The sequence below is a fragment of the Rossellomorea sp. SC111 genome, from assembly GCF_024733565.1.
Lineage (GTDB): Bacteria > Bacillota > Bacilli > Bacillales > Bacillaceae_B > Rossellomorea.
The window spans coordinates 30,077-54,604 of record NZ_JANIOC010000011.1 but is presented as its reverse complement, the minus strand read 5'-3'; the positions used below and the strand labels follow the sequence as shown (position 1 = coordinate 54,604).

Genomic DNA, 24,528 nt, shown 5'->3' with positions numbered 1-24,528 from the left:
GAAATCCCCGACTCCATCCAGGAGTGGGGGATTTTTGTTTTCATTAAGATTGGGGATATGGTGGCGGATAGGGATAAGGGTAAGGATACGGATATGGATAAGCAGGGACCGGGTAAGGTCCGGGTGACGCGGCAGCCCCAACGGCTAAACCGGTCACTGTTCCGGCAGCAAAGCCGGGGTATCCCCAGCCGTGATATCCAAAATTTCCACCGTGGTTCCAGTTACCTCCCTGATTCCAACTTGTTCCGTGTCCCCAAGTCGCGTGGGCGTGCCCGTTTCCCCAACTTGCATGTCCTCCACCGCCGTGAGCGGGCCTATACATGTTATAGAGCAGATTCAATATCATTCTCACCTTTCTCAAAATAGAGGAATTTCTACATCATATGTTTGAGTAGGGGAAGGGGAATGATACAGACCGTGAACTTTATAAACAAAATAACCAGAAGGATTCTTTTGGAGTTTATTTTCGATTTATTCTCAATGGTTTCTGAATTTTCTATAATGAAAGCGTTATCAGAAAATTGAAGGGGGAAATCAATGATGAAAAAACATGGAATCATGGCTCTTATTTTATCGAGTTTATTGGTCGTAACCACTGCATGCGGAGGTTCGGACAAAGCCAGTAATTCTGAAAGTGATGGGGAATGGACTCCATCAAAACCGATTGAAGTTGTGGCTCCAGCTGGTGCAGGTGGAGGCTGGGACACTACGGCAAGGACGGTATCAAAAGTAATGGAAGAACAGAAAATCATTGATCAGCGTATGGCAGTAGTGAATAAGCCAGGTGGTGGAGGCTCAGTCGGCTGGTCCTATATCAATGGAAAAAAAGGGGACAATCACACGATGTTTGTGACTTCACCGCCAATATTCTTTGTACCTCTTAATGGACAATCAACTCTTTCCCACAAGGATTTCACACCGATAGCAGGCGTCATCGCAGACTATGCTGCGTTTGTTGTCGATGCAGATTCCCCTTACGATACGATGAATGATCTTGTAGATGCATTGAAAAAGGATCCGACATCTGTATCGATCGTTGGGGTTTCTTCACCGGGAAGCATGGATCATATGCAGTTCGTTAAAGCAGTGAAAGCAGCAGGGGTGGATGTGAAAAAACTGAAATATGTTTCCGCCCAGGACGGATCCGGTATGAGCATGCTGCTTGGGGGAAAGGTGGATGTCTACTCCACGGGCCTTGCCGAAGCATCTGAACAAGCGCGGGCCGGTAAGGTGAAGGTTCTCGCGATAACCGCTCCGGAGCGGTTGGAGGGAGATACCATATCAGAGTTCCCGACGTTAAAAGAACAGGGGATAGATGATGAATTCGTTGTGTGGCGTGGTTTCTTGGGACCGAAGGATATGGATCCCGATGCCGTTGCTTATTATGAAAAAGCGTTCAAGAAAATGGTCGAAACAGATCAATGGAAGGAAATGCGTGATAAATTCGGCTGGACGGACAACTATATGTCTTCAGAAGAGTTCGGTCAATTCCTGGATGAGGAATACAAAGAGATTGAGGATCTGATGGAGGAAATCGGATTGAAAAAATAGGAGATCGGGAGCAGGAGCGGGATTCTCTGCTCCCCCTTTCTTGATAAGGAGTGAATCATATGAGAACCAAACCGGATCGAATCATCTCACTTATATTATTTGTGTTTGCCGTGTGCTATCTGGCCCTTAGTTATCAGCTGCCAGCATTTCCATATGCAATCATCGACAGCGACGTCCTTCCGAAAGGTCTTGGATACCTGCTGATCATTTTAGCCATCGTGCTATTCTATCAGGCGAAAGATGATACGGATGCAGATAAGGAGAGGCGCTATGTGAAAAAAGAAGATATCATCATTTTACTTTCCGTGCTTGCAGCTCTACTCGTTTATATTTTTCTATTAGAACCAGTTGGATTTTTATTATCTACTATTCTATTTTTGCTCGTCATTCCGTTCGTGCTAGGTTTCAAAAAGAAAGTGACGACGGTACTGGTGGCCTTTCTTTTTTCAGGTGTCATGTATTATTCATTCAACTATCTTCTCAACATAACATTACCACAGGGGATTCTACCCTTTTAGGAGGTGAAAGAGCATGATTGAAAGTATCTTATATGGGTTTCAAGTAGCCTTCACACCGGAAAACCTGTTCTTTGCATTTATAGGAGTACTCGCTGGAACGATCATTGGTATGCTGCCGGGACTTGGACCCATCAGCGCCATAGCGATCATGATTCCACTTAGTTATGGGATGTCCCCGGCTTCCGCTTTGATCCTGATGGCAGGGGTATATTATGGTGCCGTGTTTGGAGGCTCCACTTCATCCATTTTATTAAATGCTCCCGGGATTTCCGGAACGGTAGCCACTGCGTTTGACGGGTATCCCATGGCGAAGCAGGGGAAGGCAGGGAAAGCACTTGCCATTGCCGCGATCTCTTCCTTTGCAGGAGGGACGATCAGCGTCGTAGCCCTCATGCTTGTGGCACCTTATATGGCCAAGCTTGCCATCACTTTCGGCCCTACAGAGTATTTCGCCCTTATGCTTCTTGGACTTACGGCAATATCCAGTTTATCCGAGGGATCGACCAATAAAGCTCTGATTTCAGCCACGATTGGATTGATGGTTGCAACGGTCGGAATCGATCAGCAAACAGGTACCCAGCGCTTCACATTCGGGAATCCGGGTTTACTGGAAGGAATCGATTTTCTCATCATCGCACTTGGATTGTTTGCTCTTTCCGAAGTCTGTCAGCTGATCATCTCGAGGAATGAAAATACGTTGAAGGGAAAGGAGGCAGTCGGAAGCTTAAAGCTTGAAAAGCACGAATTAAAGGAAATGGCAGGTCCGATCAGTCGTCATTCCGTCCTGGGCTTTCTATTAGGAGTCCTTCCAGGGGCAGGTGCCACGATTGCCTCTTTCCTATCCTATATTTCAGAGAAACGATTATCGAAAGATCCCTCTTCATTCGGAAAAGGGAATATTAAAGGGTTGGCAGCACCAGAAACATCAAATAACGCCGCAACAAGCGGCGCATTCGTACCTTTATTGACATTAGGGATACCCGGCTCCGGAACGACTGCCGTTCTCCTTGGAGCATTATTGGTCGTAGGGGTACAGCCGGGTCCATTGATGCTTCAAGATCATCCTGACGTTTTCTGGGGAGTCATTGCAAGCATGTATATCGGGAATCTCTTTCTGCTGATTCTCAACCTGCCCCTTATTCCCATTTTGGCGAAAATACTTTATATTCCGAAACAGCTTCTGATTGCATTGATTATCGTATTCTGTTTGATCGGGGTTTATGCCGTCAGCTTTAACACGTTCCATTTATACCTCCTCGTCGGATTCGGTGTATTGGGGTATGTATTGAAGATGTTCAAATTCCCCGCGCCGCCATTTATTCTTGCGTTCATACTGGGGGGGATGATGGAGCAATCCTTCAGGCAGGCAATGACGATTTCGAACGGTTCGTACGGTGTGTTCTTTCAGAGTAATATCACCATCGGCCTGCTGATCGTATCATTCCTCTCCCTTGTCCTTCCAACTTTATTAGGGTTAAGGAAGAAAAAGGAGAATACGCAATTCGAGGACTTAAAGAAAGAAGCTTGAACATGGAAAAGCAGTGAGACGATTCTTCGCCTCACTGCTTTTATCTATTATGGAGAAAAGTATCTTCTCTGGGGTCTTCCGACACCACCATACGTCAACTCAACGCTGATTTTCTTTTGTGAAACCAAGTACTCGAGGTAACGCCTGGCAGTAGTCCTGGTGACACCCACCTCGCAGGCCATTTCTTCCGCCGTATACCCCCGATCGTCACACGTTCCTATTGCCTTATGGATGGACTCCAATGTGATTGTATCAATCCCTTTTGGAGGTTCGTGAACAGTCTGGATGATACCACTGTTTTTCTTCCTGTTAAAAAGGGTATCCACCTCATGCTGATTCTCAACTTGAGAGTCATTCATTCTCTCTTTATACTGCTGATATTTGAGAAGAGTTTCTTCAAATCGGTTAAAGATGATCGGCTTCAAGATATAATCAAATGCACCGCCACGGATGGCATTGGCAATATGCTCCGTTTCGCGGGCTGCCGTAACAAGAATGACATCAGTGTTACGGTAATCCTTTCTGATTTCCCATAGAAATTCACTGCCGGTCCCATCCGGGAAGTAAACGTCAAGGAGTATTAAGTCCGGATTGACGACAGGTAACACTTTTTTGGCTTCTTTTATGGTGGTGGCAATTCCGCCTACCTGAAATCGATCCATTTGAGTGATATACTGACTGTTGATTTCAGCTGTTTGAATGTCATCTTCTATGATGAATACGTTCCACTTACGCAATTCGTCCGCCCCCTAATGTTGCTTTGGAATACTGACCGTAAACAGGGCTCCTCCAAGCTCACTTTCTTCCACTGTAATATACCCTTTCAACTGCTCCACACTTTTCTGAGCGAGGTGCAGGCCAATTCCCCGGTCCTTCTCTGATTTAGTGGAGTATCCTTTTTCAAATATGGATACTATATGCTGAATTCCTCCACCGCTATCTTCTATTTCAAAAATGAAATCATTCCCAAGATCCGTCATGAATAATTGAACATGCCTGTTATGTTGCGGATAGGATAACACTTCTTCAAAGGCGTTATCGAGAATATTCCCAATGATCGTAATCAATTTTTCCCGCTGGATATCTGAGAGCAATGTAGTGATAGAACTATCAGGATGAATCGAGAAAGATACTTTTAATTCCTGAGACCGATTGTATTTTCCAATGATGAGACCGGCAAGTACGGGATCCGGTACCGCTTTCAATAAAAATTGTATAAGGTCTTCATAACCCGAAGACTCTTCCTGAATGAGAGTCAAAGCTTCTTCGTGATGATGAAGCTGGATAAGTCCGGCAATCGTATTCAATTTATTTCGATACTCATGGGTCTGGGACCTTAATATGCCCGCATATTCTTGAACCTGGGATAACTCCTTCGCAAGCTGATCGATTTCATCCTTTCTTCTAAAGCTGGCCACTACGCCTACAATTGTTTCTTCTTCAAAAATCGGCAGCCTGTTGACGATCAGGTCATGATGATTTAGAGAGATCTCGTCGTCAAGCTGACTTTCCCTGGTTTCCAGTACATCTACCATTTTCGTATCCGGAATGACGTCTAAAATATACCTGCCTCTATTTGAATAGTGATGATTGATTGCAAGAATGCTGTGAGCTTTCGCATTGATTTCAGTAATCAATCCATGCTGGTCGATGGCAATAATCCCTTCACGGACGGATTCGATGATTGCACGCTTTTCCTTGAACTGCATGGCAATTTCCTTAGGTTCCAAACCGAAGATTGCTTTTTTGATCCCTTTTCCTATGAAAAAGGAGCCAATGATCCCGATTAATAGAATGATGGTGACGAGAGTTAAGACCTTTGTCCGGTAAGGTATGACAATGTCGTGGATACTGTCTTCAAGAAATCCGACTGACACGACCCCGATGATTTCATTTTGATTGTTTCTGATCGGAACTTTCCCCCGGACAGAGGGACCGAGTGATCCCGTAGCATGAGAAACGTAGGAATCCCCGTGTATCAATGCCCTATCATTGTCCCCGCCAACCATCTTTTTTCCAAGGCGTTCAGGTAGTGGGTGTGAATAGCGTACAGAGTCTTTATTGCCGACCACAATGAAAGTGGCCCCGGTTTCTTTACGGATATCTTCCACTAATGGCTGGATGATATTTTCGGGCTGTTTCTGATTGAATGCTTCGATGAGAGCAGGCATCTTGGAGACTGATTGTGCCACGGCAAGAGCCTGTTTTCCTTTCAGGTCCGTCAGTGTCCCCGATAACATTCGAAAAAAAATGACAGACAGGGATAAAATCAAAACGGAGAGAAGTGCTAATACAATGAAGATAATCTTGGACTGAAGTGTGAATTTTTTCATCAAAGGTTCCTTCTTTTTTTTTGAAAATTCTATTATTACTAGAATAAAAGAGTTAAAGGGTTTGTACAAGTGCTGATGAAAATTAAGAGATGATGAGTTTTAAACATACAACACGTGGTATAGGAAACATAGTCTGTTTAAGAGGAGGATTCACTCGTTATGGCAACCATCGTTACCTTAGGAGCCATACTATTTATAGTAGTAAACTTAATATATTTCTTTAAGGATAAGCATTTCAAATACAGTTATTTCAGCACAGCGTTATTTCTGAAGCTGTTCTTTGTGCTTCTCAGTATCATGATCGCATTTGCTGTACTCTACTATGCCCTGTCGTTTGACAATCCGATGCTCAGGATAAGCTCTCCGAGTGGGAAGCCGGTGGAACACACATTCCTTAACTATCTCTATTATAGCGGAGTGACGATTTTGTCAGTCGGTTACGGGGACTATATCCCGACGGGGCATTTGAGATTTTTTGCGCTGCTTGAAGCGGCGATCGGACTGTTACTTCCGACGGCCTACTTTATGAAAGTATTGGATTCGAAGAGTAACAAGGGAAATGAGTAGGAATGCGAACGAATTAAAAAAGCGTGTGCAGGGTACAATCATCCTGATTGTACCCTGCACACGTACTTTACACCCATATCCCCGGTTTCACCACCATAAACCACAGCATGGCAAGCAGGAGAATGAGATAAATCCAAACGGTCCGATGCAATTTTCCAACAAGCTTTTCCCTGTCCGCATCTTCTTCTCCGAATTTCCTCAGAGTCGGTGAAAATGCCCGTGCCAAAAAGAAGAGAGAGCAGAACATGATGACGAGGGTCATGATGATCCATGGTGTCGTCCATGTCCATGGTCCAAGAAGAACGAGGAGAATCCCCGACCCGACAAGGACATGCCCTGAATGCTTTGAAAGCTGCACGGTGTAGCGGAATGTATCCAGGTACGAAGGCAGGATGGACGGAGATGCGGTCCGTAACTTTTTCATTGTCAGCAGAAGTAAGAAAAATGGCCCGATGGAAGCGACCACACTTATGACATGAAGGTAGATCAATGTTTTATATAGCAGTTGCTCCATGTGAAGTGCTCTATTCTGTCACTAAACTAAATTCGTGAGCCCATACTTTCATGCCGGGGTGCCAGGGCATTCCAGGATGATAGGAGAGGATGGCATTTTTATAATCCTCTACCGATTGAAATCCTTCTTGCCTGGCGTGCTCGTCTGTCAGTTCTCCAAGTGACTGGGAGTAGACGCTGTTCACTATGTATTTCTTTCCTTGAAGCTCCATGATTTCCCCGACATCCGCGTATCTTCCGTTTCGGCGGGTCGCAGTCTTCGTTCCTTGAAGCACCTTTTCAACGTCTTCTGCTTTTGTGACTAAACGCTCGATGGTACATGTTTTTGGTGGCAGTTCTTGATTTGTCATGTTTAAAAACCCCTTTCGACCTATACTATAGCATAGTCTTGGGTTGTGGAGAATATCAGTGTCTACCTTTGCCACTGCTAAACCTTTCAAAAAAGATTTTCTATCTCTGGTCGGGAATACTTTTGGGTGCTATGATTGGATGAAATATCCGATAAAGAAAGAAGGCTCCAAAGTATTGAAAAAATGGCAAACGTATATCATCCTTGTGTTCATCATGCTCATATGGGGCTTTAATGTACCTGCGTTGAAAACGCTGGTAAGTGAATTTACACCTGTTACGATTACATCTCTTCGCATTTTCACTGCGGGTATGACAGTATTTATTCTCCTTGGTCTTATGGGGAAGATCAGGAAGCCTACAGCAAAGGAATTCCTATTCATCATTGCTGGTGGTCTGTTAAATGTGGTCAGTCACCATTATTTTTTATCGGTCGGGTTAACGGGAACCTCGTCTACAAATGGGGGACTGATCCTTGGAACAGGGCCATTGTTAACGGCTTTAATGGCCACGATCATCCTCAGGAATCGGCCGACCGTGATTAAGATCATCGGGTTTCTTTCAGGCAGTGTCGGTGTGACAATCATTGTACTGTCAGGTGGGGAAGGCATCGGTGGATTGAAGATGGGGGACCTGTTCATTTTCATCTCCATATTTTCTCAGGCATTGAGCTTCATCATCATAAGCCGTGCCGCCAAGACATTGGATCCCCGTTTATTGACAGGGTATATGCTGGTGTTTGGTTCCGTTGTTCTTTTTCTCATCAGCCTGGTCACGGAACCTGGAGGACTGAAGCAATTAGGAGGGGCACCTGCCTGGATATGGGTGCTGTTTTTTGCTTCAGCCATATTGGCCACAGCTGTTGGACATATGATCTACAATCATTCGATTGGAAAAATAGGGGCAGCCGAAACATCGATTTTCCTGAACCTTAATACATTTTTCTCACTTCTTGGAGCGGCGGTTTTTCTTGGTGAAACCGTGACAATCTATCACCTGGTCGGACTTGTTTTCATCGTCCTTGGAGTGGTGTGTGGTTCCGGTACCCTGGAAGAATTTGTGGTAAAAAGAAAACAGAAACGGTTCCTGGATGGAAAACAGAATCATCAAGCATAGATGGTTCTGTTTTTTTATCCATCATAATTTAGACTTTCCTTCAATAAAATAAATGGTCAATACATTTTGAGGAGGAACGGTATGCTTAATGAGCAAATTCAAAAGCTTTTGAATAATTTAATCGGAATCGAGCATGTGTCGACTACCCTTTATCTTGCTATGTCTGCCTATATGGCGAATCAGAATTACACAGGAATGGCAAACTGGCTGAGACTCCAATCAGAAGAGGAGCGAACACATATGTTGAAGCTCATCGACTATGTGACAGACAAGGGGGGAATGGTGGATATTCAGCAGCTTCCTGCCCAGCCGAAAGAGTATGGAACCCCTCTTCAAACGTTTCAAAAAGTGCTGGAGCATGAGCAATTCGTTACCAACACCTATCAACAAGCGTATAATTATGCCGCTCAAAATGATCCACAAACTGCTGTCATCATTCAGGAATTTCTGAGAGAACAGATTGATGAAGAAGCTCAGGCACTGACGATTGTTGATCGGTTGAAACTTGCCGGAGATAATTCCGCCGCTTTATTAGTGCTGGATCAGGAGTTGGGTCAGCGTACAGCAGCACCAGCAGCAGGTCCTGCTCCTGCGGGTGGTTGATTCAGGCAGTGAATTCCTGTTTTCCCATTCGGGGGAGCAGGTTTTTTAATTTTTTATTGATTTAAAATGAAAAGGGTTACTCTCCATCCCAACCGTCCATACTGAAGAAAACGACTCTTATAGGTGATCAGATGATTTATATATACAACGATTTCGGCGGGACTCATACCACCTCCATAGCTGCAGCTTATCACTTGCGTTCATTGAAGCCGGGGAAGTTAACGAAGGAAGAGATCCTTACTGTTCCATATTTTAACCAGCTAACAAAAAAAGACACGGGACACATTTTCTATCACGGAACCGACGAAGAAGGTAATTCCGTCTATACAATCGGACGAAGGAATTCCAAGTATGTGGTACCTGCCTTAACGGATTTGAGTGGCATTTTATTGAATCGATATGGACAAAAGGATAAAATCATCATTTCCAATACTTCACCAACCGTCCCGCCAGCGATGACAGCGGGAGGCTTCTTTTCAAGGGAACTGGGGATCGATTGGATCGGGGTACCCCTCCTTGTGAAAGGGGCGAAGCAATGCCATGGTCTCATTCAACTTCTCGTGGAAGAAACAAAGCGTGTGGCCACAACATCCCCTGAGCAGGTGGTTGTATTAGAAAATAAAAAATATCAATATAAAATGGAAAAAAAGGATATCTTCTGGAAGTGAAGCATATTATAATAAGTAAATACTACTGGGTAAAAAGGTCTGTTCTGTATGGACCCGTTCATAATGGTCATACTATAGTAAAACGGAGGTGTCGACTTTGGAAGGTAAACCATTCCACTTTGATGGCAGTCACCATTTCGCAACAGGGGAAACACAAGAAAACACTCCATTTGAACTAACAGACGAAATGAGAAAAAATATCGGGGGAAACCCGTTTGAAGTACCGGGTGAAGAAGAATAAGCATCGAATGCTGTCCTAAAGGGCAGCATTCTTTTTTTGAAAAAAGGATAATACCATTCATAACTTCACACAATACGATTGTGAGTGAAATAGAAGAGAGGATGGATGATTAATGGCAAAAGTATTATATATCACCGCACATCCCCATGATGATACCCAATCGTATAGCATGGCGGTTGCGAAAGCATTTATGGATACGTATAAGGAAGTGAACAAGGGTGATGAAGTGATTCATCTCGATTTGTACCGTGAGCATATTCCTCATATCGATGCTGATGTTTTCAGCGGATGGGGGAAGCTTCAATCAGGTAAAGGGTTTGAGGAGCTTTCCATGGAAGAGCAGAAGAAAGTAAACCGGCTTACTGAATTATCCGATCAGTTCATCGGGGCTGATAAATATGTATTTGTTACTCCTTTCTGGAATTTTTCATTTCCACCCGTGATGAAAGCATATATTGACTCCGTGGCAGTGGCAGGGAAATCATTCAAGTATACGGAGCATGGGCCGGTTGGATTATTGACGGACAAGAAAGCGATTCATATCCAGGCAAGGGGCGGTATTTACTCTGAAGGACCGGCGGCAGGTATGGAGATGGGGCATCGTTATTTAAGCCTTATCATGCAATTTTTCGGTGTACCTTCATTTGAGGGGGTATTTGTGGAGGGACATGCCGCAATGCCGGATAAAGCACAGGAGATAAAGGAAGATGCAATTGCCCGTGCGAAAGATGCAGCACATTCTTTCTAATGAAATTAGAAGAGCCCGAACTTAAATGTTCGGGCTCTTTCTTCTTTATACGATGGCTGACTTCTCTACGTCAGCCTCTGTCGGTTCGGGTACGAAAGCAAGTATGACAATCCCTATGATAAAGAGGATGACAAGACTGAAGACACCGCTGTTGGACGCACCGGTCATTTGCGCGGTGACTGCCACTAATAAGGGACCGAGAATCGATGCAAACTTACCGAAAATATTGTAAAACCCAAAGAACTCGTTGGCATTTTTCTTCGGTATCAGCTTTGCAAAATAAGCCCTGCTCAGTGCCTGGATGCCACCTTGAGAAGAAGCTACGAGCATGGCGAGGATCCAGAAGTCCATGGTTGTCTCTAAGAAATAGGCGTATATGCATACGATGATATACACTGAGATTCCCACATACAGCATCTTTTTCCCCGTAAACCTTTCGGCCAGTCTTCCGTATAGGATTGCAAAAGGTCCAGCCACCACCTGGGTCACAAATAGAATGATCAACAGGTTGGTGGAGGTGATCCCAAGATCAGATCCGTACGCTGTGGACATGGTGATGATGGTGCCGACCCCGTCAATATAAAAGAAGTAAGCAAGCAGGAATAAAAAGAGTGCCCGGTATTTCCTGACTTCTTTCATCGTTTTGCCAAGACGTTTGAAGCTGTTCGCCACTGGGCTTTTTTCCCGTTGGATGAAGTAGCGCTGATGTACATTCTTTAATAGCGGTATAGAGAAGAGACCCCACCATAAAGCGGTGATCACAAAGGCAATCTTACTGGCAACGGTGACGGAGATGGGAAGGGTCCCGTTCTGGGATAAGATGATGATGGCGATGCTTAGGATGAACGGTATCGTGCTGCCGATATATCCGAATCCAAATCCCCGTGACGATACACGATTCATCCGCTCTTCCGTCGTAACGTCGGTCAGAAAGGCGTCGTAGAAGACGTTCGACCCGGCTGAGCCGACTGCTGCCACTGTATAAAAGACTAAAAGAAGCAGCCATTGATCACTGGGGACGAAAGCAAGGAAGAGGGTGAATGTCACACCCAGTGCAAAGAAGAAGGAAAAGAACTTCTTCTTGTATCCCTCATAATCTGCGATGGTACCGAGTATGGGACCGATCATGGCAAGGATGAAGGTCGCAATGGCAATGGTGTATCCCAAATAGGCCGTTGAATTAGCGGCACTGACACCGGCATTTGTAGCGGCCGCTTTATAAAAGAGCGGAAAGACGGCGGTAGAAATGATAATGGAATACGCCGAATTTGCCCAGTCATAAAAAATCCAGCTGCTTTCTTCTTTCGAAAAACGTTTCATGGTTTTTCCCCCTAAGGAAACAGAATCTTCTTTATACATCCAATAATTCTTCAATCGGTTTTCCGTCTGGATTTTCTAAGGTGAGACCGAGCAATCTTGCAAACGTCGGCCCTTCATCAATGAGGCGCATCGATGGGATATCAAGATTTGGGCGGATTCCTTTTCCTGCAGCCATGAAGATCGTGGAGTAGTTCTCCTTTTCCGGAGAATAGCCGTGAGAGCCATACGTGTACCGCTTATCCTTCACATCTTCCTGAGTGATTGTATGGATGAAGGATCCATTCAGAGTATCTTTAAAGTAAAAACCGAGTCGGGCCTCGAGCATTAACGCACAGTGTCCATCAGCTCCTTTCCCGGCAGCTTCTTCTCCTGTGAGAATGGATTCGATTCCATTGGAAGGGTCCGGTTGTAACCGTTCCAAGAGCGACCTCACTTCTTGTGTCGAATCTGGATCCTTAGTGTACACATAGGCAGAACCATCACATCCTTTGCAATATGCCTTCCAGTCAGTCACCTTCCCGCGACGGTTTACGGATATTAACCCTTTTTCCTTAAGAAGGATGTTGAGTTGAACGGCCTTCGATTCATCTAGGGCACTATGATCTCCAAGGGCGATAATCGTCGACTTATCATACATGCCATTTTCCCTTAATGCTCCTATGATTCTCCCCAATCTGGCATCATGGCGGCGGAGGGCAGCATGTGCTTCGTCAGAAGAAAAGCCATGGTAATGCCGCTTGGTATCAAGGTCCGTAAAGTGCACAAGCAATAAGTCTGGTTTCCTTTTGATGGTTTCAAGCGTCGATTCGAGGACGAAATCATCCAGCTCAGGCTGATTCAGGCCGTTGCGCATATGGCCAAAAAGACGATTCATCTGCAGTTGGTAGAGGGGACTGCCATTCAAAAGCGAGACGAGGATTTGGTTATGCCAGGGACGGTTGGCAAAGATTTCAGGCATATTATAATCAATATCCGCCTTCGCTGTAACAGGCCATAGGAGGGCTGCCGTCCTCATTCCCGCTTTTTTGGCTTCATCATACAGGGTGGTGCCCTTTATGGAATTCCGGTTCCAATACCAGTCCGGCGACTCCCTGCCAGGCTGGAGGAGTGTATTATTCACCACACCGTGACGATTGGGATACTTTCCGGTTACGATTGTTGCGTGACAGGGATACGTGACAGAAGGATAGATGGTTTCAACCGCTTTGCAGTAAGATCCATATGAAAGCAGCTCCTGGAAGTGGGGAAGTTCTTTCAGGATGGGAAAGTCCAAGGCTGATAAACAATCGAAAGAAATGACTATGAGGTGATCCGTCATACGTTTCATAAAGTCCTCCAATATCCTCGCAGGATTGTACTATATACCTATTAATATAGCAGAACATTCAGAATAAAAATATGAAATTTCGAATATGTGGAGGTTAAGGGGATGTAAAGAAGTCGTAAAAATAAAAAACAGGGATGGCCGGGCCACTCCCTGTTCCAGGTATGTCAGATTTTCACTTTGTTTCTGATGGAGCAGTCCTTGTGTACATCAATGGTACCTGAGTATTCAACCGTATCGATTTCACATTTCTCCCTTATCACGACGTTTTTACCGCGAACAAGCTTTGCCTTCGTATTTTCAAGATAGACTTCGTCACCTTCAATCAGTTCAGAGGATAAGTAATCTTCCTTTTGCAGAAAGAAGTTGACTACCTGTTTGAATAGTTTGCTTGAATGGTGGTGAGTCACTGAAATTTTTTCGCCGCCAATTTCTCTAATGGATGATTCATGGTTGATTTCAATCTGGACGTTATCGGCGTTCAGCAACCCATCTATGTGCACAGAGCCTGAAGATGAGAAGGTTTCGACTTCACAATCCTCTTCAACCGTTAAAGATCCGCTCGCTCTAATCGATCCGCCCTGAATTTTTCCACCTACCTTGCATGAACCGCTTACCTTGAATTTTTCGATGATCAGATCCCCCTTCACCTTACTGGATCCACTTATCGTCATTTCGGAGGCGATCACGGACCCTTCATACTTGGAACTGCCGCTCGTCGTAATCGTTTCGGCTTTCGTATCTCCTTCGATGGAGGAAGAACCGCTTGTTTTGATCAGGCCTGCTTTTACGTCCCCTGCTACGGTGCCGGAACCCGATATTCTCATTTCACGGCAGTCAATATCCCCTGCGATCTTTCCGCTTCCACTGATCTTCACTTCATCAAATTGTCCTCCGCCGGATGTTCCGGAACCGCTGATTTTCAAGTCATGAAGCTTTTTCTTTTCCACTGTATTCATGCATTTCTCCTCCAATTCAGGGACGTCAGATCCCTTTCGTATTTGTTAACGTGATTTTCAATTCTTCCATCATTTGTTGTAAATCGAATCTCAACACGACTTGAGCCGTATGGTCCATCAGGAAGTCTGAAGGGAGGGGCAGGAGCATCCACATATGCGCCTCACCTTTTCGGATACCGATCAGTTCAAGGGAAGATTCTTTCAGTGGTGTAAACTTTTCATGAAGAAAAAGATAAAGGGTTTGCTGAGCTTCTTTAGGAATTTCTAATCTGTTGCACTTTTCGATAATCAACATATTTAAGATATCATGGAATTCGTAAGCGTTTTTCACTGGTAATAGAGAGGTACAGAAAGACATCGTGTGATCGGAAAGAATGCTGTGTGACGAAAGCTCTTCTTCACTGACTTCAATCCTTGTGGGATTGGGTGAAAAGAAATCCGAGAGCTCATCCAGGGAGTAATCATCTTTCATTTCTTTGATTGTGTCGATCCGTGCAAGCATCTTTTCCCTCGGGAAGAACGTCTCCTGACCGGTGTAGCTGGATTTCTTAATGAACCAGCCTTCAGGGATGATATTCTTTCGTTTCCAGCGGTAAAGCTGTCCGTAAGAGATTCCCGTCAGTTCCAGAACTTCCTTTTTAGAAATAAGATCTGTTTCCATGAGGGTTCACTTCTTTCTGTAACAAAACATTGTTACGTTACTTTATATTCACTTTAACAGAACAATGTTACACAGTAAAGATAAGAATGAAAAAATAGTAAAAATCATAAATCCCGAACTTTCCAATAAATGTTTACATCAACTCATCATGGGTACTAGATAATCAGAATGTTTTACATAGTAAACATTAATAAACATTGAGAGGGATGAAAGAATGGGAGACGATCGTCGTACGAAGGTGAACGGTAAAAGTAAAGATGAACAGCTTGAACAGTATAGAGTGGATGACGAAGGAAAGCATCTTACAACCAATCAAGGCCTGAAGGTATCAGAGGACGAGTTTTCACTGAAAGCGGGAGAACGCGGACCTACTTTAATGGAGGATTTCCACTTCCGGGAGAAGATGACCCATTTCGACCATGAACGGATCCCTGAACGGATTGTCCATGCACGCGGATTTGCGGCTCATGGTGAGTTCGAACTCTATGACTCTATGAAAGAATTTACGAGTGCTAAATTTCTTCAGGATACGTCTACGAAGACACCTGTATTTGTACGCTTTTCAACAGTGGCAGGATCCAGGGGTTCTGCGGAAGCTGTTCGCGATGCGCGGGGATTTGCCACCAAGTTTTATACAGAAGAAGGGAATTATGATCTTGTCGGAAACAATATTCCCGTATTCTTCATTCAGGATGCGATCAAATTCCCGGATCTTGTTCATGCTCTTAAACCGGAGCCACATAATGAAATGCCTCAGGCTGCTTCAGCCCACGACACGTTCTGGGACTTTATTGCAAACAATCAGGAGTCAGCTCATATGGTGATGTGGGCCATGTCCGATCGGGCGATTCCACGGAGCTTCCGTATGATGGAAGGATTCGGTGTCCATACATTCCGCCTGGTGAACGAAGAAGGCAAAGCCCATTTTGTGAAATTCCACTGGAAACCGGTACTTGGAACACACTCACTCGTGTGGGATGAAGCACAGAAGATCAACGGGAAAGACCCTGATTTCCACCGCCGTGATCTATACGAATCCATTGAGGGAGGGGACTATCCGGAGTATGAACTGGGTGTTCAGCTCATCAAAGAAGAAGATGAGTTTAATTTTGACTTCGATGTCCTCGATCCTACTAAGTTATGGCCGGAAGAGGAAATCCCTGTGAAAATCGTCGGTAAAATGACCCTGAACCGCAATGTGGACAATGTGTTTGCCGAGACGGAGCAGGCTGCATTCCATCCTGGATCTGTCGTGCCTGGAATCGATTTCTCCAATGATCCGTTGTTACAGGGACGCTTATTCTCCTATACAGATACACAATTGATCCGTCTTGGAGGACCGAACTTCCACGAGCTTCCGATTAACAGACCTGTTTGTCCTTTCCACAATAACCAGCGTGATGGATATGGTCGCCATACAATTAACAAAGGACCGGTGAGCTATCATAATAATTCATTGGCTCAAAATACACCGGCCCCTGCTTCGAAGGAAGAAGGCGGGTACACACACTATCAGGAAAAGATGGAAGGCAGGAAAGTGCGTACAAGAAGTGAAAGCTTCAAGGACCACTTCTCACAGGCGACACTATTCTGGAACAGCATGAGTAAACCGGAGAAGGAGCATATCATTCAAGCCTTCAGTTTTGAACTGGGAAAAGTGAAGAGCAAATCGGTTCAGAAGCAGATCGTCGATATGTTTGCGAACGTGAGTATGGACCTGGCAAAAGGTTTCGCAGAAGCGATCAATATCGAAGTACCTGAAGGAGAAGGATCGAAGGTAACGAAATCTTCACCGGCTCTAAGTCAGGAAAATACGAAAAAGAAGCCGGCTACCCGTAAAGTCGGTGTCATCGTTGGTAATGGCTTCAAAGGAGTAGAAGTGAATCATGTTCTCTCTGCTCTTAAAGAAGAAGGGGTTCAGCCTGAGATCATTAGTGACAAACTGGGGACGCGCAAAGGTGATGACGGTACAGAGCTAGAAGTGGACCATACATTCTTAACGGGAGAATCGGTCTTATTCGACAGTCTATACGTTGTAGGAGGAGAAAACGTAGATAAAAAATTCTCTCAAGATACCACCTACTTCGTGAAAGAAGCGTATTCTCACTTTAAACCGATTGGTGCCACCCATGATGGCTTACACTGGCTGGAAGAAGCAGATGTGAAGGGTCCAGGTGTTGTAACCGGAGAAGATATGAAGTCATTTGCCCGGGAGTTCGCTGCAGCCATTGCGGAACATCGTCATTGGGATCGTGAATTAGTATAAGGCTAAAAGGATAAAAAAATATTAATGGGTAAATGCTAGACCTGATTCCAGGTCTGGCATTTTTTTTGGATTAATAGCCCTTTTTACTAGGAAATAGACGTTTATATCATTCGAAACTAGTAATTCATACATAAGATAGCCATGTAAGGTGATTTACAAGTACTGAATAAGTGAGGTGATTATGGATGAGTGCCAGTCATTCTCATGGCGGATTTGATTTTTACAGCTTGCTATTAGTTCTGTTGATTGTAGCTTTTCTAGTTCTACTTGCAATTAACCCTCTAGCAGCATTGATTGTTGGAATCGCTATCTTGGTTCTACTAGCCGTTAGTGCCATTAGCTAGGATTTAAAGATTGAACATTCCTTGAAGACGGGATAAGAGTCTTCAAGGAATACCATTACATTGAAATTTGCAAAAAGATGGAGGGGAAATCGATGAGTGACAAAAATAATCCACTAGAAGGACTTATGGATCTAATCAACCAATACACAAAAGAAGATGCAAGTAAATTGGATCTGGAAACAGCAAAAGAAAAGGTAAGTTCATTATTGAATGAGGATTATCTTAAAGGACTGTTAGGTTCTCAAGGTAAGAGTTCTCTGGATGCACTAGGTTCACTTGGAAACTTAGGGGCCATGGCAAATATGATGAATATTCTTCCAATGGTTGAAAAGGTGGTGAATCAGCGTATGTATAAAAAACAATCCGAATCCTACAAGCATGATGATTGTAAAAAAGACAAGCATCAAGACATCAAAGGTCTTCTTGAAAACATTCTGGACGAATTGAAGAAAATTAAAAAATGCACATGCCACGAAAAAAAGCATGGCTGTTACAAAGAATACTGGGAGCATTGGTATTAATAGAGTCGGCGTATATGCCGGCTTTTTTTTGTGTGTTATTCAGGATAGGGAGACCAATAAATCAATTGTTTGATTTCTCTATTACACCCTACTATACTCTTCAAACAACGGGAAAATAATTTCCAAGCAAAAATTCCCATAAGCAAAAATCTTGAAAGTCAAAAAAGGTCAAAGTATACTGTGTTTATAAGGTCAAATAAAGTCAAAGTCAAATAAAGTCAAAATATCATTGGGCCTTGTTCATCATTCAATTATCAAACTAATTTATATATAACAAGCCAACAGGAGGTCATGTTTCATGAAATGCCAAGTATGTCAACACAATCTAGCAACGGTTGAAGTGTATACACAAGTGAATGGTAAGAAATCCAGTTTAAAAATGTGTTCAGCTTGCTTTCAAAAGCAGCAAATCCCTTCTGGCATTCAAGGAGGATTCCCGTTTGATGAATTGTTCAAAGGGATGAATATGGGAGGAAGTTCTGAGCACGGATCCCATAACCAACATCAGCCATCTTCACCTCAATCGAAAGGTGGAAACGGTAATGGAGGAAACGGTATCCTCGATCAGTTCGGCCGTAATGTCACTGAAGCAGCCAAATCCGGCTTAATCGATCCGGTCATCGGTCGTGACAAAGAAGTGGATCGTGTGATTGAAATTCTTAACCGCCGCAATAAAAACAATCCGGTACTGATCGGTGAGCCCGGTGTCGGGAAAACAGCCATAGCGGAAGGATTGGCACGTAAAATCGTAGCAGGTGATGTGCCGTCAAAATTATTAAATAAAGAAATATATGTGATGGATGTTGCTTCCTTGACAGCAGGTACTGGCGTTCGGGGATCATTCGAGGAACGGTTGAAGGCCATCATCAGTGAATTGCAAAGTCGTGAGAACGTCATGCTGTTCATCGATGAAATCCATCAATTAGTGGGAGCCGGTTCTGCAGAAGGATCCATGGATGCAGGGAATATTCTAAAACCGGCTCTCGCCCGTGGTGAACTGCAGGTGATTGGGGCGACAACACTTAAAGAGTATCGTCAAATCGAAAAAGATGCGGCACTCGAACGGCGCTTCCAGCCGGTTATGGTCAATGAGCCTACCCCGGAAGAAGCCATTGAAATTCTCAAAGGTTTAAAAAACCGCTATGAAGACTATCATGGGGTGGAATTCACAGACGAGAGCATCGAGGCTTGTGTGAAATTGTCCCACCGCTATATACAAGACCGATTCCTGCCGGATAAAGCGATTGATCTGATGGATGAGGCAGGTTCAAAAGTGAACCTTCTATCTGAAGGCAAGGATAAAACGGCTATCCACAAAAGATTACATGAAGTAAGGTTGAAGAAAGAGCAGGCAACGAAAGAAGAAAATTATGAGCAGGCAGCGCTTCTCAGGGATCAGGAAGCCGACTTGGAGAAACAGCTTGGCAGGGAACCTTCTGATTCGAAGGCACTTGTAGAAAAGGAATTGATCCAGGCGATCATTGAAACCAAAACAGGCATCCCTGTTGGAAAGCTTCAAAACGATGATCGCAAGCGCATGAAATCTCTTGAAGAAAACCTTGCTCATAAAGTGATCGGACAGGAAGAAGCCGTGAAAAAAGTGGCGAAAGCAATCCGACGCAGTCGGGCAGGACTGAAAGCGAAGCACCGTCCGATCGGAACATTTCTATTTGTCGGACCTACGGGTGTAGGGAAAACAGAATTAACGAAGACACTGGCAGAAGAGTTGTTTGGATCCAAAGAATCCATGCTCCGCCTGGATATGAGTGAGTATATGGAGAAACACTCTGTGTCTAAGCTGATCGGGTCCCCTCCTGGTTATGTGGGTCATGACGAATCCGGTCAACTGACGGAAAAAGTACGAAGAAATCCTTACTCCATCATACTCCTGGATGAAATTGAAAAAGCCCATCCGGATGTTCAGCATATGTTCCTGCAGATCCTTGAAGATGGTCGTTTGACGGACAGTCAGGGCAGGACGGTGAGCTTCAAAGAGACTGTAATCATCATGACAAGCAACGCTGGGGTGACAGATAAGAAGGAAGCCGTCGTAGGTTTCGATACGGGAGGTACAGATGCGATTAAAGAAACGAACATTCTTCAATCACTTGGTGCCTATTTTAAGCCGGAGTTCCTCAACCGATTCGATAGTATCATTGAATTCGAATCTCTGGAAAAGGCTGAGCTGCTTCAAATTCTTGATCTGATGCTGAATGAGTTGCAGGCTGAGCTCAAAGAGCAGGGGATTACCGTGAATATTGACGGAGAAGCGAAGCACAAACTCGTGGAACTTGGGTATCACCCTGAATTTGGTGCAAGACCATTGCGCCGCGTGATTCAGGAAAGAGTGGAAGATGAGATTGCCGACTTCCTTCTTGAAGAAGAAGGCGTGACGGAACTGAACGTGTCAGTTGAAAATGATGAGATTATCGTGAAATAAATTGAAAAAGAAGCATCCGGAATTTGAGGGTGCTTCTTTCTTTTTATTCTTTTCGTTTTAATATCGCGATATAAATGGCCATCGTAATGTAAACGCAAAGAACCGATACAATAAAAACGGGGGTAGAAAAGGAAGTCATCGAAACAGCCTCACTTTAATTCATGAAAAGATGGATGGAAAATCAGTAAAAGGATGCCAATGATCGGGACAGAAATGATGAGTGCAAGCAGCGGCTTTTTGTGATGCAATCCTAAAATGGTAAACATGATAATGTTAAAAACAGCAGACCATCCTAAGTTCCAGCCATTTTCGTAAATGAACAATCCTTTTTTGTGAAATAAGTACTCCAGAAACGTAAAGTAAGCAATCCAGCTTGAGACATATAGAATCTTCTTTTTCCGATAGGGGAAATAACGAAGATAGATCATAATCACCACCGGAATGATAAAAAAGGTGAAAACGAAATCGATCAATGTATGATTGAGCCAGTCCACCGTCACCGCTTTATACTCCCATAAGGTATGGTTGTAAAAAACCAGGTTATAGGTAAGGTTACAAATAATATAATATTGCACCGTTGGATAATAATCCTTCCACCGTTTCCAATCAATAAAGAACTTTGCGAAAAGTAAATAAACCACCACTACTAGTATTAGATACATATCGGGATACAATCCTTGTTTTTTCCATTAGTATAGACGTAACAGGAAAGGAATAGACCCTGCGAAGAGAGAAAGTGCCTGATTCGGAAGAGAATCAGGCACTCTTATTCTAATTAGTTCATTTCTTTCAGTACTTTGTCGATTGCTTGAGCGACACCGTGATCAGTATTGATCCCTGTCACCCAGTCCGCTGCTTCTTTCACTGCTTCCTGAGCGTTGCCCATGGCCACTCCGAATCCTGCTTCCCGGATCATCGCGATGTCATTCATACTGTCCCCGACTGCCATGACCTGATCCATTGAAAGGTCCAGCCATTTACACACCTTCACCAGGGCAGCTGCCTTATTGACCCCTGCTGGATTGATTTCGATGTTGGTGGGTGAGGAATTCGTAATTTCAAGTGCTTCATTCTTCACCAGTTCGTCCATCATGACTTTGCGGACCTCATCATCCTGGATATCAAAGCCAAACTTCAGCCAGTTATAAGATTCGATATCCTGGTCAAAAGGTTTCCTGCTATTGAATAAGCCTTGGGAAGTGGAAGACCAGAAATACACATCATGCTCTTCTTTAAGCTCCCATAGCTGCTTTACAAGATCAATATCAAGAGGAATGCGGTCTACAAGATTGTATTCATGATCGTAGATTTCCCCGCCATTCACGGTGACAAGGTAAGAAGAGCGACCAAGCTCATCTGAAATATCCCTGCATGTAAAAAGGGAGCGTCCGGTACTAAGTACAACATGAATTCCCTTTTCCTTTGCCCGCTGAATGGCTTGTTCGTTTTCAGGCGATACCTCCCCTTCATGGTTGACGAGTGTCCCGTCCATATCCAGTGCAATCAGTTTAATATCCATCATTCTTATCACGTCCTTCTTTTCATTCATCTACAGTTTAATATAAAGGGAGCGAATCTTCTAGGAAGGCGACTTGCTGAAGGCATGATTTCCTATATTGGGAACTTCCTATTACAATAAGGGTGAAACATAATTGAGAGGAAGAAGGGGAGGTGAACAAGCATGAAGCCGTTTACCGAACGGGCGGTGAACATCATAGCCAATATTCCTCCGGGAAAGGTCATGACATACGGGCAAATTGCAGAGCTCGCCGGTAGTCCGAGGGCTTCTCGGCAGATCGTGAGGATTCTCCACTCCATGAGTGAAAAGTACAGTTTGCCGTGGTACAGGGTATTGAACAGCAAAGGGGAAGTCGGATTTCGTGACGAGGAGCAAATGATGACCCAAAGGTTGTCCCTGGAAGCGGAAGGAGTCCACTTTATAGGGGATAACAGGATAGAGCTGGGGAAATATCAGCATCACGCTGAATCATAGAACAGATACTGAAGTTTCAATCAAACAAGCCGAAAATAAGGGCAAATAAAGACATAAGGCCCGTGAACCCAATGATGGCATAACCGATGATCCGGATCCCAAGTGGAAGACTCTCCTTTTCGGGCTGGTTCATGGGTGCCCCTTCAATTTTAGACATATGGTCGGTCACATCATTAAACGGTTCTTTGCGATTTGTCATAGAATCCCTCCTGTCTGCATTTTACCATAAAAAGGTAACCTGATTATAGGTTACCTTCTTACACTTAATGCAATTGCCCATTCTTCAATTTCTTCAACCAGTTTTTTTGCCTTGTGGCAATTATCCAATACGCAGCTAAACCAAACCCCGCAAGTCCAAAGCTTCCTTGCCAGATGACCTCCAAACCGAACGCAAGTCCTGAGAATCCCCCAATGCATCCTGCAAGCAGAAGGACATAAGCCTGCTTCTTTTGGCTCTCGAATATCTTGAATTGGAAGCCGTTTAGCTGATGATGTTCCTTTTGTTCCAATGCTTTTTCCGGTATATCCAACAACTGCCGTACCTTTTGAACGGTCTGAAAAAAGGGTTGGGCGCTGACCCATTTCATAAGAAGTTCCCATTTGTTCGTGTTCCCATCCTTCACCCAATCCATAAAGGCCGGCTTAACGACATCAAGGGTTTCCTCATTCGGATTCAATGTGTGGACAAGTCCTTCGATGGTGGCGAAGGATCGCCCTAAAAAGATAAAGCGTGTCGGAACCTGTACAGGAAGTGATTTGACCATTTCGTTGATTTCCTTCTTTACTGATATCAAATCCATCTGTTTAAACTGCTCCATATCAAGAGAGACAAATTCCTTTAGCACAGGCTCAATCGTCTTCGGACTGGCGTCTGGAAGCAGGAACCCCAATTCGGCAAGAGCTTCCGAAGCTTTCCGGAAATTCTTTAGAAGAACCCCTTCGAGAAGATCTTGGAAATGGGCTGAATCCCTTTTTGAGATTTCCCCGATCATCCCGTAATCCAATAAAACGAATGTACCATCAGGCTGAAGAAGAATGTTCCCAGCATGGGGATCGGCATGGAAGATTCCGGGCTCAAGCCACTGAGGGAGGAAGAGCCGGAATAGTTCCTGTGAGAGCTTCTGGCCATTCAGTCCATACAATTCAATCGCTTCTCTATCATTCAATCGAACACCATCGACCCATTCCATCACCAATACTTTATCTGTACAGAGTTCAGGGTACATCGTCGGGATCTTCACATTGGCATGATCTTTAAACCTCTGTTTAAAAGAAATGGCAGTACTCATTTCTTTGGAAAAGTCGAGCTCCTGCTCGATGACCTGTTTCAATTCTCTATATAGCATCTTAAAATCGATGAATCCTTTTGGCATGGGAGCAAAATGCCGGGCAAACCAGATGATGATGGACAACGTCCGGAAATCAGTCTTCACAAGCGAAGGGATCTCCGGCCTTTGTACCTTGATGGCTGCTTGTGTGCCATCAAGCAATGTCGCTTTGTACACTTCTCCGATGGAAGCCGAAGCGATGGCTTCTTTATCTATGCTTTGTATCTTAGAAGAAAGGGAACTTCCCCATTCCCCTTCAAGAACGGATTCAATCTTTTCCCAAGGTGAAGGAGGTACATGGTCAACCAAGTCCTGAATTTGATTGATGAACCCTTTCGGGAGCAAATCCTCCCGTATACTCAACAGTTGTCCAACTTTGATCAACACGCCATTCAGTTCAAAAAGGGTTTCTTTGAACTCTTTTCCGATTCGTTCCCAAAGCTTTTCTTTGTCCCATTGGGACTTACCCCGCAGCCGGTACCAGTAGACCCTCACCACTATGGATAAGGCGAGTGATAATACCTTCCACATTCTCCAAAGCTTGTTTTGTGACTTCATTGTTTCATCCCCCGCATTCGGAAACTGCTTATATGTCTATTATGTAGTACGAAAGTAAAATAGGAAAGTTTCACTTAAAT

General features: G+C 44.2%; 26 protein-coding genes. 13 read left to right on the top strand and 13 right to left on the bottom strand.

Annotation, left to right across the window (positions count from 1 at the left end; genetic code table 11):
• Window positions 1–43: 43 nt before the first annotated feature.
• Entirely contained in the window at window positions 44–346 is a 303-nt protein-coding gene (locus NQ095_RS15175; protein WP_375162851.1) for a hypothetical protein, read from the bottom strand.
• Window positions 347–540: 194 nt separating this feature from the next.
• Between NQ095_RS15175 and NQ095_RS15170 the strand changes: the two genes are divergently transcribed.
• Genes NQ095_RS15170 through NQ095_RS15160 form a run of 3 tightly spaced genes read left to right on the top strand, consistent with a single transcriptional unit; the run spans window position 541 to window position 3,597 of the window.
• Window positions 541–1,551, top strand: coding sequence for a tripartite tricarboxylate transporter substrate binding protein (locus NQ095_RS15170; RefSeq protein WP_258264433.1), 1,011 nt, complete (start codon window positions 541–543; stop codon window positions 1,549–1,551).
• A 59-nt stretch (window positions 1,552–1,610) separates the two neighbouring features.
• Window positions 1,611–2,069, top strand: a complete 459-nt coding sequence (locus tag NQ095_RS15165) for a tripartite tricarboxylate transporter TctB family protein (protein WP_258264299.1) — start codon at window positions 1,611–1,613, stop codon at window positions 2,067–2,069.
• Between the two features lie 13 nt (window positions 2,070–2,082).
• A complete protein-coding gene (locus NQ095_RS15160) occupies window positions 2,083–3,597 on the top strand; it encodes a tripartite tricarboxylate transporter permease (protein WP_258264298.1) in 1,515 nt (504 codons plus the stop codon).
• A 47-nt stretch (window positions 3,598–3,644) separates the two neighbouring features.
• Here the strand turns inward: NQ095_RS15160 and NQ095_RS15155 are convergent, their stop codons facing one another.
• Both NQ095_RS15155 and NQ095_RS15150 read right to left on the bottom strand, forming a co-directional pair.
• Complete coding sequence (locus NQ095_RS15155) at window positions 3,645–4,334, bottom strand: response regulator (protein ID WP_258264297.1); 690 nt, start codon at window positions 4,332–4,334, stop codon at window positions 3,645–3,647.
• 12 nt (window positions 4,335–4,346) lie between these two features.
• Complete coding sequence (locus NQ095_RS15150; RefSeq protein WP_258264296.1) at window positions 4,347–5,930, bottom strand: sensor histidine kinase; 1,584 nt, start codon at window positions 5,928–5,930, stop codon at window positions 4,347–4,349.
• A gap of 159 nt (window positions 5,931–6,089) precedes the next feature.
• On the opposite strand from NQ095_RS15150, the gene NQ095_RS15145 reads away from it, so the two are divergent.
• Window positions 6,090–6,497: a potassium channel family protein gene (locus NQ095_RS15145; protein ID WP_258264295.1), complete on the top strand. Its 408-nt coding sequence runs from the start codon at window positions 6,090–6,092 to the stop codon at window positions 6,495–6,497.
• Between the two features lie 67 nt (window positions 6,498–6,564).
• Here the strand turns inward: NQ095_RS15145 and NQ095_RS15140 are convergent, their stop codons facing one another.
• Both NQ095_RS15140 and NQ095_RS15135 read right to left on the bottom strand, forming a co-directional pair.
• Window positions 6,565–7,002 (bottom strand): hypothetical protein, encoded by a 438-nt coding sequence (locus tag NQ095_RS15140; protein WP_258264432.1) that lies wholly within the window; start codon window positions 7,000–7,002, stop codon window positions 6,565–6,567.
• Window positions 7,003–7,021: 19 nt separating this feature from the next.
• Window positions 7,022–7,360, bottom strand: a complete 339-nt coding sequence (locus NQ095_RS15135; protein ID WP_258264294.1) for an ASCH domain-containing protein — start codon at window positions 7,358–7,360, stop codon at window positions 7,022–7,024.
• A 139-nt stretch (window positions 7,361–7,499) separates the two neighbouring features.
• Here NQ095_RS15135 and NQ095_RS15130 point away from each other — a divergent pair, with 139 nt between their 5' ends.
• The 5 genes from NQ095_RS15130 (at window position 7,500) to NQ095_RS15110 (ending at window position 10,734) form a co-directional block, all read left to right on the top strand.
• Window positions 7,500–8,474 (top strand): DMT family transporter, encoded by a 975-nt coding sequence (locus tag NQ095_RS15130; RefSeq protein ID WP_258264293.1) that lies wholly within the window; start codon window positions 7,500–7,502, stop codon window positions 8,472–8,474.
• Window positions 8,475–8,555: 81 nt separating this feature from the next.
• The gene (locus tag NQ095_RS15125; protein ID WP_258264292.1) at window positions 8,556–9,077 is read left to right on the top strand and encodes a ferritin; all 522 of its coding nucleotides are present in this window, start codon (window positions 8,556–8,558) and stop codon (window positions 9,075–9,077) included.
• A 131-nt stretch (window positions 9,078–9,208) separates the two neighbouring features.
• Window positions 9,209–9,745 carry a DUF3189 family protein gene (locus tag NQ095_RS15120; RefSeq protein WP_258264291.1) on the top strand — a complete coding sequence of 179 codons (537 nt, stop codon included), beginning with the start codon at window positions 9,209–9,211 and terminating at the stop codon, window positions 9,743–9,745.
• A 97-nt stretch (window positions 9,746–9,842) separates the two neighbouring features.
• The gene (locus NQ095_RS15115) at window positions 9,843–9,986 is read left to right on the top strand and encodes a hypothetical protein (protein ID WP_258264290.1); all 144 of its coding nucleotides are present in this window, start codon (window positions 9,843–9,845) and stop codon (window positions 9,984–9,986) included.
• Between the two features lie 112 nt (window positions 9,987–10,098).
• Window positions 10,099–10,734: an FMN-dependent NADH-azoreductase gene (locus NQ095_RS15110; RefSeq protein WP_258264289.1), complete on the top strand. Its 636-nt coding sequence runs from the start codon at window positions 10,099–10,101 to the stop codon at window positions 10,732–10,734.
• 45 nt (window positions 10,735–10,779) lie between these two features.
• Here the strand turns inward: NQ095_RS15110 and NQ095_RS15105 are convergent, their stop codons facing one another.
• The 4 genes from NQ095_RS15105 to NQ095_RS15090 all read right to left on the bottom strand — a co-directional run bounded on the left by NQ095_RS15105 (window position 10,780) and on the right by NQ095_RS15090 (window position 14,998).
• The gene (locus NQ095_RS15105) at window positions 10,780–12,054 is read right to left on the bottom strand and encodes an MFS transporter (protein WP_258264288.1); all 1,275 of its coding nucleotides are present in this window, start codon (window positions 12,052–12,054) and stop codon (window positions 10,780–10,782) included.
• Window positions 12,055–12,085: 31 nt separating this feature from the next.
• Window positions 12,086–13,381, bottom strand: a complete 1,296-nt coding sequence (locus tag NQ095_RS15100) for an alkaline phosphatase family protein (RefSeq protein WP_258264287.1) — start codon at window positions 13,379–13,381, stop codon at window positions 12,086–12,088.
• Window positions 13,382–13,545: 164 nt separating this feature from the next.
• On the bottom strand, window positions 13,546–14,337 hold the full coding sequence (locus NQ095_RS15095) for a bactofilin family protein (RefSeq protein ID WP_258264286.1): 792 nt from the start codon (window positions 14,335–14,337) through the stop codon (window positions 13,546–13,548).
• Window positions 14,338–14,362: 25 nt separating this feature from the next.
• Complete coding sequence (locus tag NQ095_RS15090) at window positions 14,363–14,998, bottom strand: DUF4004 family protein (RefSeq protein ID WP_258264285.1); 636 nt, start codon at window positions 14,996–14,998, stop codon at window positions 14,363–14,365.
• Window positions 14,999–15,212: 214 nt separating this feature from the next.
• On the opposite strand from NQ095_RS15090, the gene NQ095_RS15085 reads away from it, so the two are divergent.
• The 3 genes from NQ095_RS15085 to NQ095_RS15075 all read left to right on the top strand — a co-directional run bounded on the left by NQ095_RS15085 (window position 15,213) and on the right by NQ095_RS15075 (window position 20,569).
• A complete protein-coding gene (locus NQ095_RS15085) occupies window positions 15,213–17,264 on the top strand; it encodes a catalase (protein WP_258264284.1) in 2,052 nt (683 codons plus the stop codon).
• 436 nt (window positions 17,265–17,700) lie between these two features.
• Complete coding sequence (locus NQ095_RS15080; protein ID WP_258264283.1) at window positions 17,701–18,129, top strand: hypothetical protein; 429 nt, start codon at window positions 17,701–17,703, stop codon at window positions 18,127–18,129.
• 298 nt (window positions 18,130–18,427) lie between these two features.
• Window positions 18,428–20,569 (top strand): ATP-dependent Clp protease ATP-binding subunit, encoded by a 2,142-nt coding sequence (locus NQ095_RS15075; RefSeq protein ID WP_258264282.1) that lies wholly within the window; start codon window positions 18,428–18,430, stop codon window positions 20,567–20,569.
• A 149-nt stretch (window positions 20,570–20,718) separates the two neighbouring features.
• Here the strand turns inward: NQ095_RS15075 and NQ095_RS15070 are convergent, their stop codons facing one another.
• Both NQ095_RS15070 and NQ095_RS15065 read right to left on the bottom strand, forming a co-directional pair.
• Complete coding sequence (locus NQ095_RS15070; RefSeq protein WP_258264281.1) at window positions 20,719–21,231, bottom strand: CBO0543 family protein; 513 nt, start codon at window positions 21,229–21,231, stop codon at window positions 20,719–20,721.
• A 113-nt stretch (window positions 21,232–21,344) separates the two neighbouring features.
• Window positions 21,345–22,091, bottom strand: a complete 747-nt coding sequence (locus NQ095_RS15065) for a Cof-type HAD-IIB family hydrolase (protein WP_375162847.1) — start codon at window positions 22,089–22,091, stop codon at window positions 21,345–21,347.
• Between the two features lie 159 nt (window positions 22,092–22,250).
• Between NQ095_RS15065 and NQ095_RS15060 the strand changes: the two genes are divergently transcribed.
• A complete protein-coding gene (locus NQ095_RS15060) occupies window positions 22,251–22,562 on the top strand; it encodes an MGMT family protein (RefSeq protein WP_258264279.1) in 312 nt (103 codons plus the stop codon).
• A 16-nt stretch (window positions 22,563–22,578) separates the two neighbouring features.
• On the opposite strand, the gene NQ095_RS15055 is transcribed toward NQ095_RS15060, so the two are convergent.
• Entirely contained in the window at window positions 22,579–22,761 is a 183-nt protein-coding gene (locus NQ095_RS15055; RefSeq protein ID WP_258264278.1) for a hypothetical protein, read from the bottom strand.
• Window positions 22,762–22,825: 64 nt separating this feature from the next.
• Window positions 22,826–24,448, bottom strand: coding sequence for an ABC1 kinase family protein (locus NQ095_RS15050; RefSeq protein WP_258264277.1), 1,623 nt, complete (start codon window positions 24,446–24,448; stop codon window positions 22,826–22,828).
• Window positions 24,449–24,528 lie beyond the last annotated feature (80 nt).

Excerpts from the sequence above, each read along its gene's own strand:
- NQ095_RS15090 (WP_258264285.1), bottom strand. The coding sequence starts at position 14,998 with ATGGAAACAGATCTTATTTCTAAAAAGGAAGTTCTGGAACTGACGGGA.
- NQ095_RS15100 (WP_258264287.1), bottom strand. The coding sequence starts at position 13,381 with ATGAAACGTATGACGGATCACCTCATAGTCATTTCTTTCGATTGTTTA.
- NQ095_RS15105 (WP_258264288.1), bottom strand. The coding sequence starts at position 12,054 with ATGAAACGTTTTTCGAAAGAAGAAAGCAGCTGGATTTTTTATGACTGG.
- NQ095_RS15110 (WP_258264289.1), top strand. The coding sequence starts at position 10,099 with ATGGCAAAAGTATTATATATCACCGCACATCCCCATGATGATACCCAA.
- NQ095_RS15125 (WP_258264292.1), top strand. The coding sequence starts at position 8,556 with ATGCTTAATGAGCAAATTCAAAAGCTTTTGAATAATTTAATCGGAATC.
- NQ095_RS15060 (WP_258264279.1), top strand. The coding sequence starts at position 22,251 with ATGAAGCCGTTTACCGAACGGGCGGTGAACATCATAGCCAATATTCCT.
- NQ095_RS15085 (WP_258264284.1), top strand. The coding sequence starts at position 15,213 with ATGGGAGACGATCGTCGTACGAAGGTGAACGGTAAAAGTAAAGATGAA.
- NQ095_RS15095 (WP_258264286.1), bottom strand. The coding sequence starts at position 14,337 with ATGAATACAGTGGAAAAGAAAAAGCTTCATGACTTGAAAATCAGCGGT.
- NQ095_RS15050 (WP_258264277.1), bottom strand. The coding sequence starts at position 24,448 with ATGAAGTCACAAAACAAGCTTTGGAGAATGTGGAAGGTATTATCACTC.
- NQ095_RS15145 (WP_258264295.1), top strand. The coding sequence starts at position 6,090 with ATGGCAACCATCGTTACCTTAGGAGCCATACTATTTATAGTAGTAAAC.
- NQ095_RS15150 (WP_258264296.1), bottom strand. The coding sequence starts at position 5,930 with ATGAAAAAATTCACACTTCAGTCCAAGATTATCTTCATTGTATTAGCA.
- NQ095_RS15120 (WP_258264291.1), top strand. The coding sequence starts at position 9,209 with ATGATTTATATATACAACGATTTCGGCGGGACTCATACCACCTCCATA.
- NQ095_RS15065 (WP_375162847.1), bottom strand. The coding sequence starts at position 22,091 with ATGATGGATATTAAACTGATTGCACTGGATATGGACGGGACACTCGTC.
- NQ095_RS15055 (WP_258264278.1), bottom strand. The coding sequence starts at position 22,761 with ATGACAAATCGCAAAGAACCGTTTAATGATGTGACCGACCATATGTCT.
- NQ095_RS15175 (WP_375162851.1), bottom strand. The coding sequence starts at position 346 with ATGATATTGAATCTGCTCTATAACATGTATAGGCCCGCTCACGGCGGT.
- NQ095_RS15070 (WP_258264281.1), bottom strand. The coding sequence starts at position 21,231 with ATGTATCTAATACTAGTAGTGGTGGTTTATTTACTTTTCGCAAAGTTC.
- NQ095_RS15080 (WP_258264283.1), top strand. The coding sequence starts at position 17,701 with ATGAGTGACAAAAATAATCCACTAGAAGGACTTATGGATCTAATCAAC.
- NQ095_RS15075 (WP_258264282.1), top strand. The coding sequence starts at position 18,428 with ATGAAATGCCAAGTATGTCAACACAATCTAGCAACGGTTGAAGTGTAT.
- NQ095_RS15165 (WP_258264299.1), top strand. The coding sequence starts at position 1,611 with ATGAGAACCAAACCGGATCGAATCATCTCACTTATATTATTTGTGTTT.
- NQ095_RS15135 (WP_258264294.1), bottom strand. The coding sequence starts at position 7,360 with ATGACAAATCAAGAACTGCCACCAAAAACATGTACCATCGAGCGTTTA.
- NQ095_RS15170 (WP_258264433.1), top strand. The coding sequence starts at position 541 with ATGAAAAAACATGGAATCATGGCTCTTATTTTATCGAGTTTATTGGTC.
- NQ095_RS15160 (WP_258264298.1), top strand. The coding sequence starts at position 2,083 with ATGATTGAAAGTATCTTATATGGGTTTCAAGTAGCCTTCACACCGGAA.
- NQ095_RS15130 (WP_258264293.1), top strand. The coding sequence starts at position 7,500 with ATGAAATATCCGATAAAGAAAGAAGGCTCCAAAGTATTGAAAAAATGG.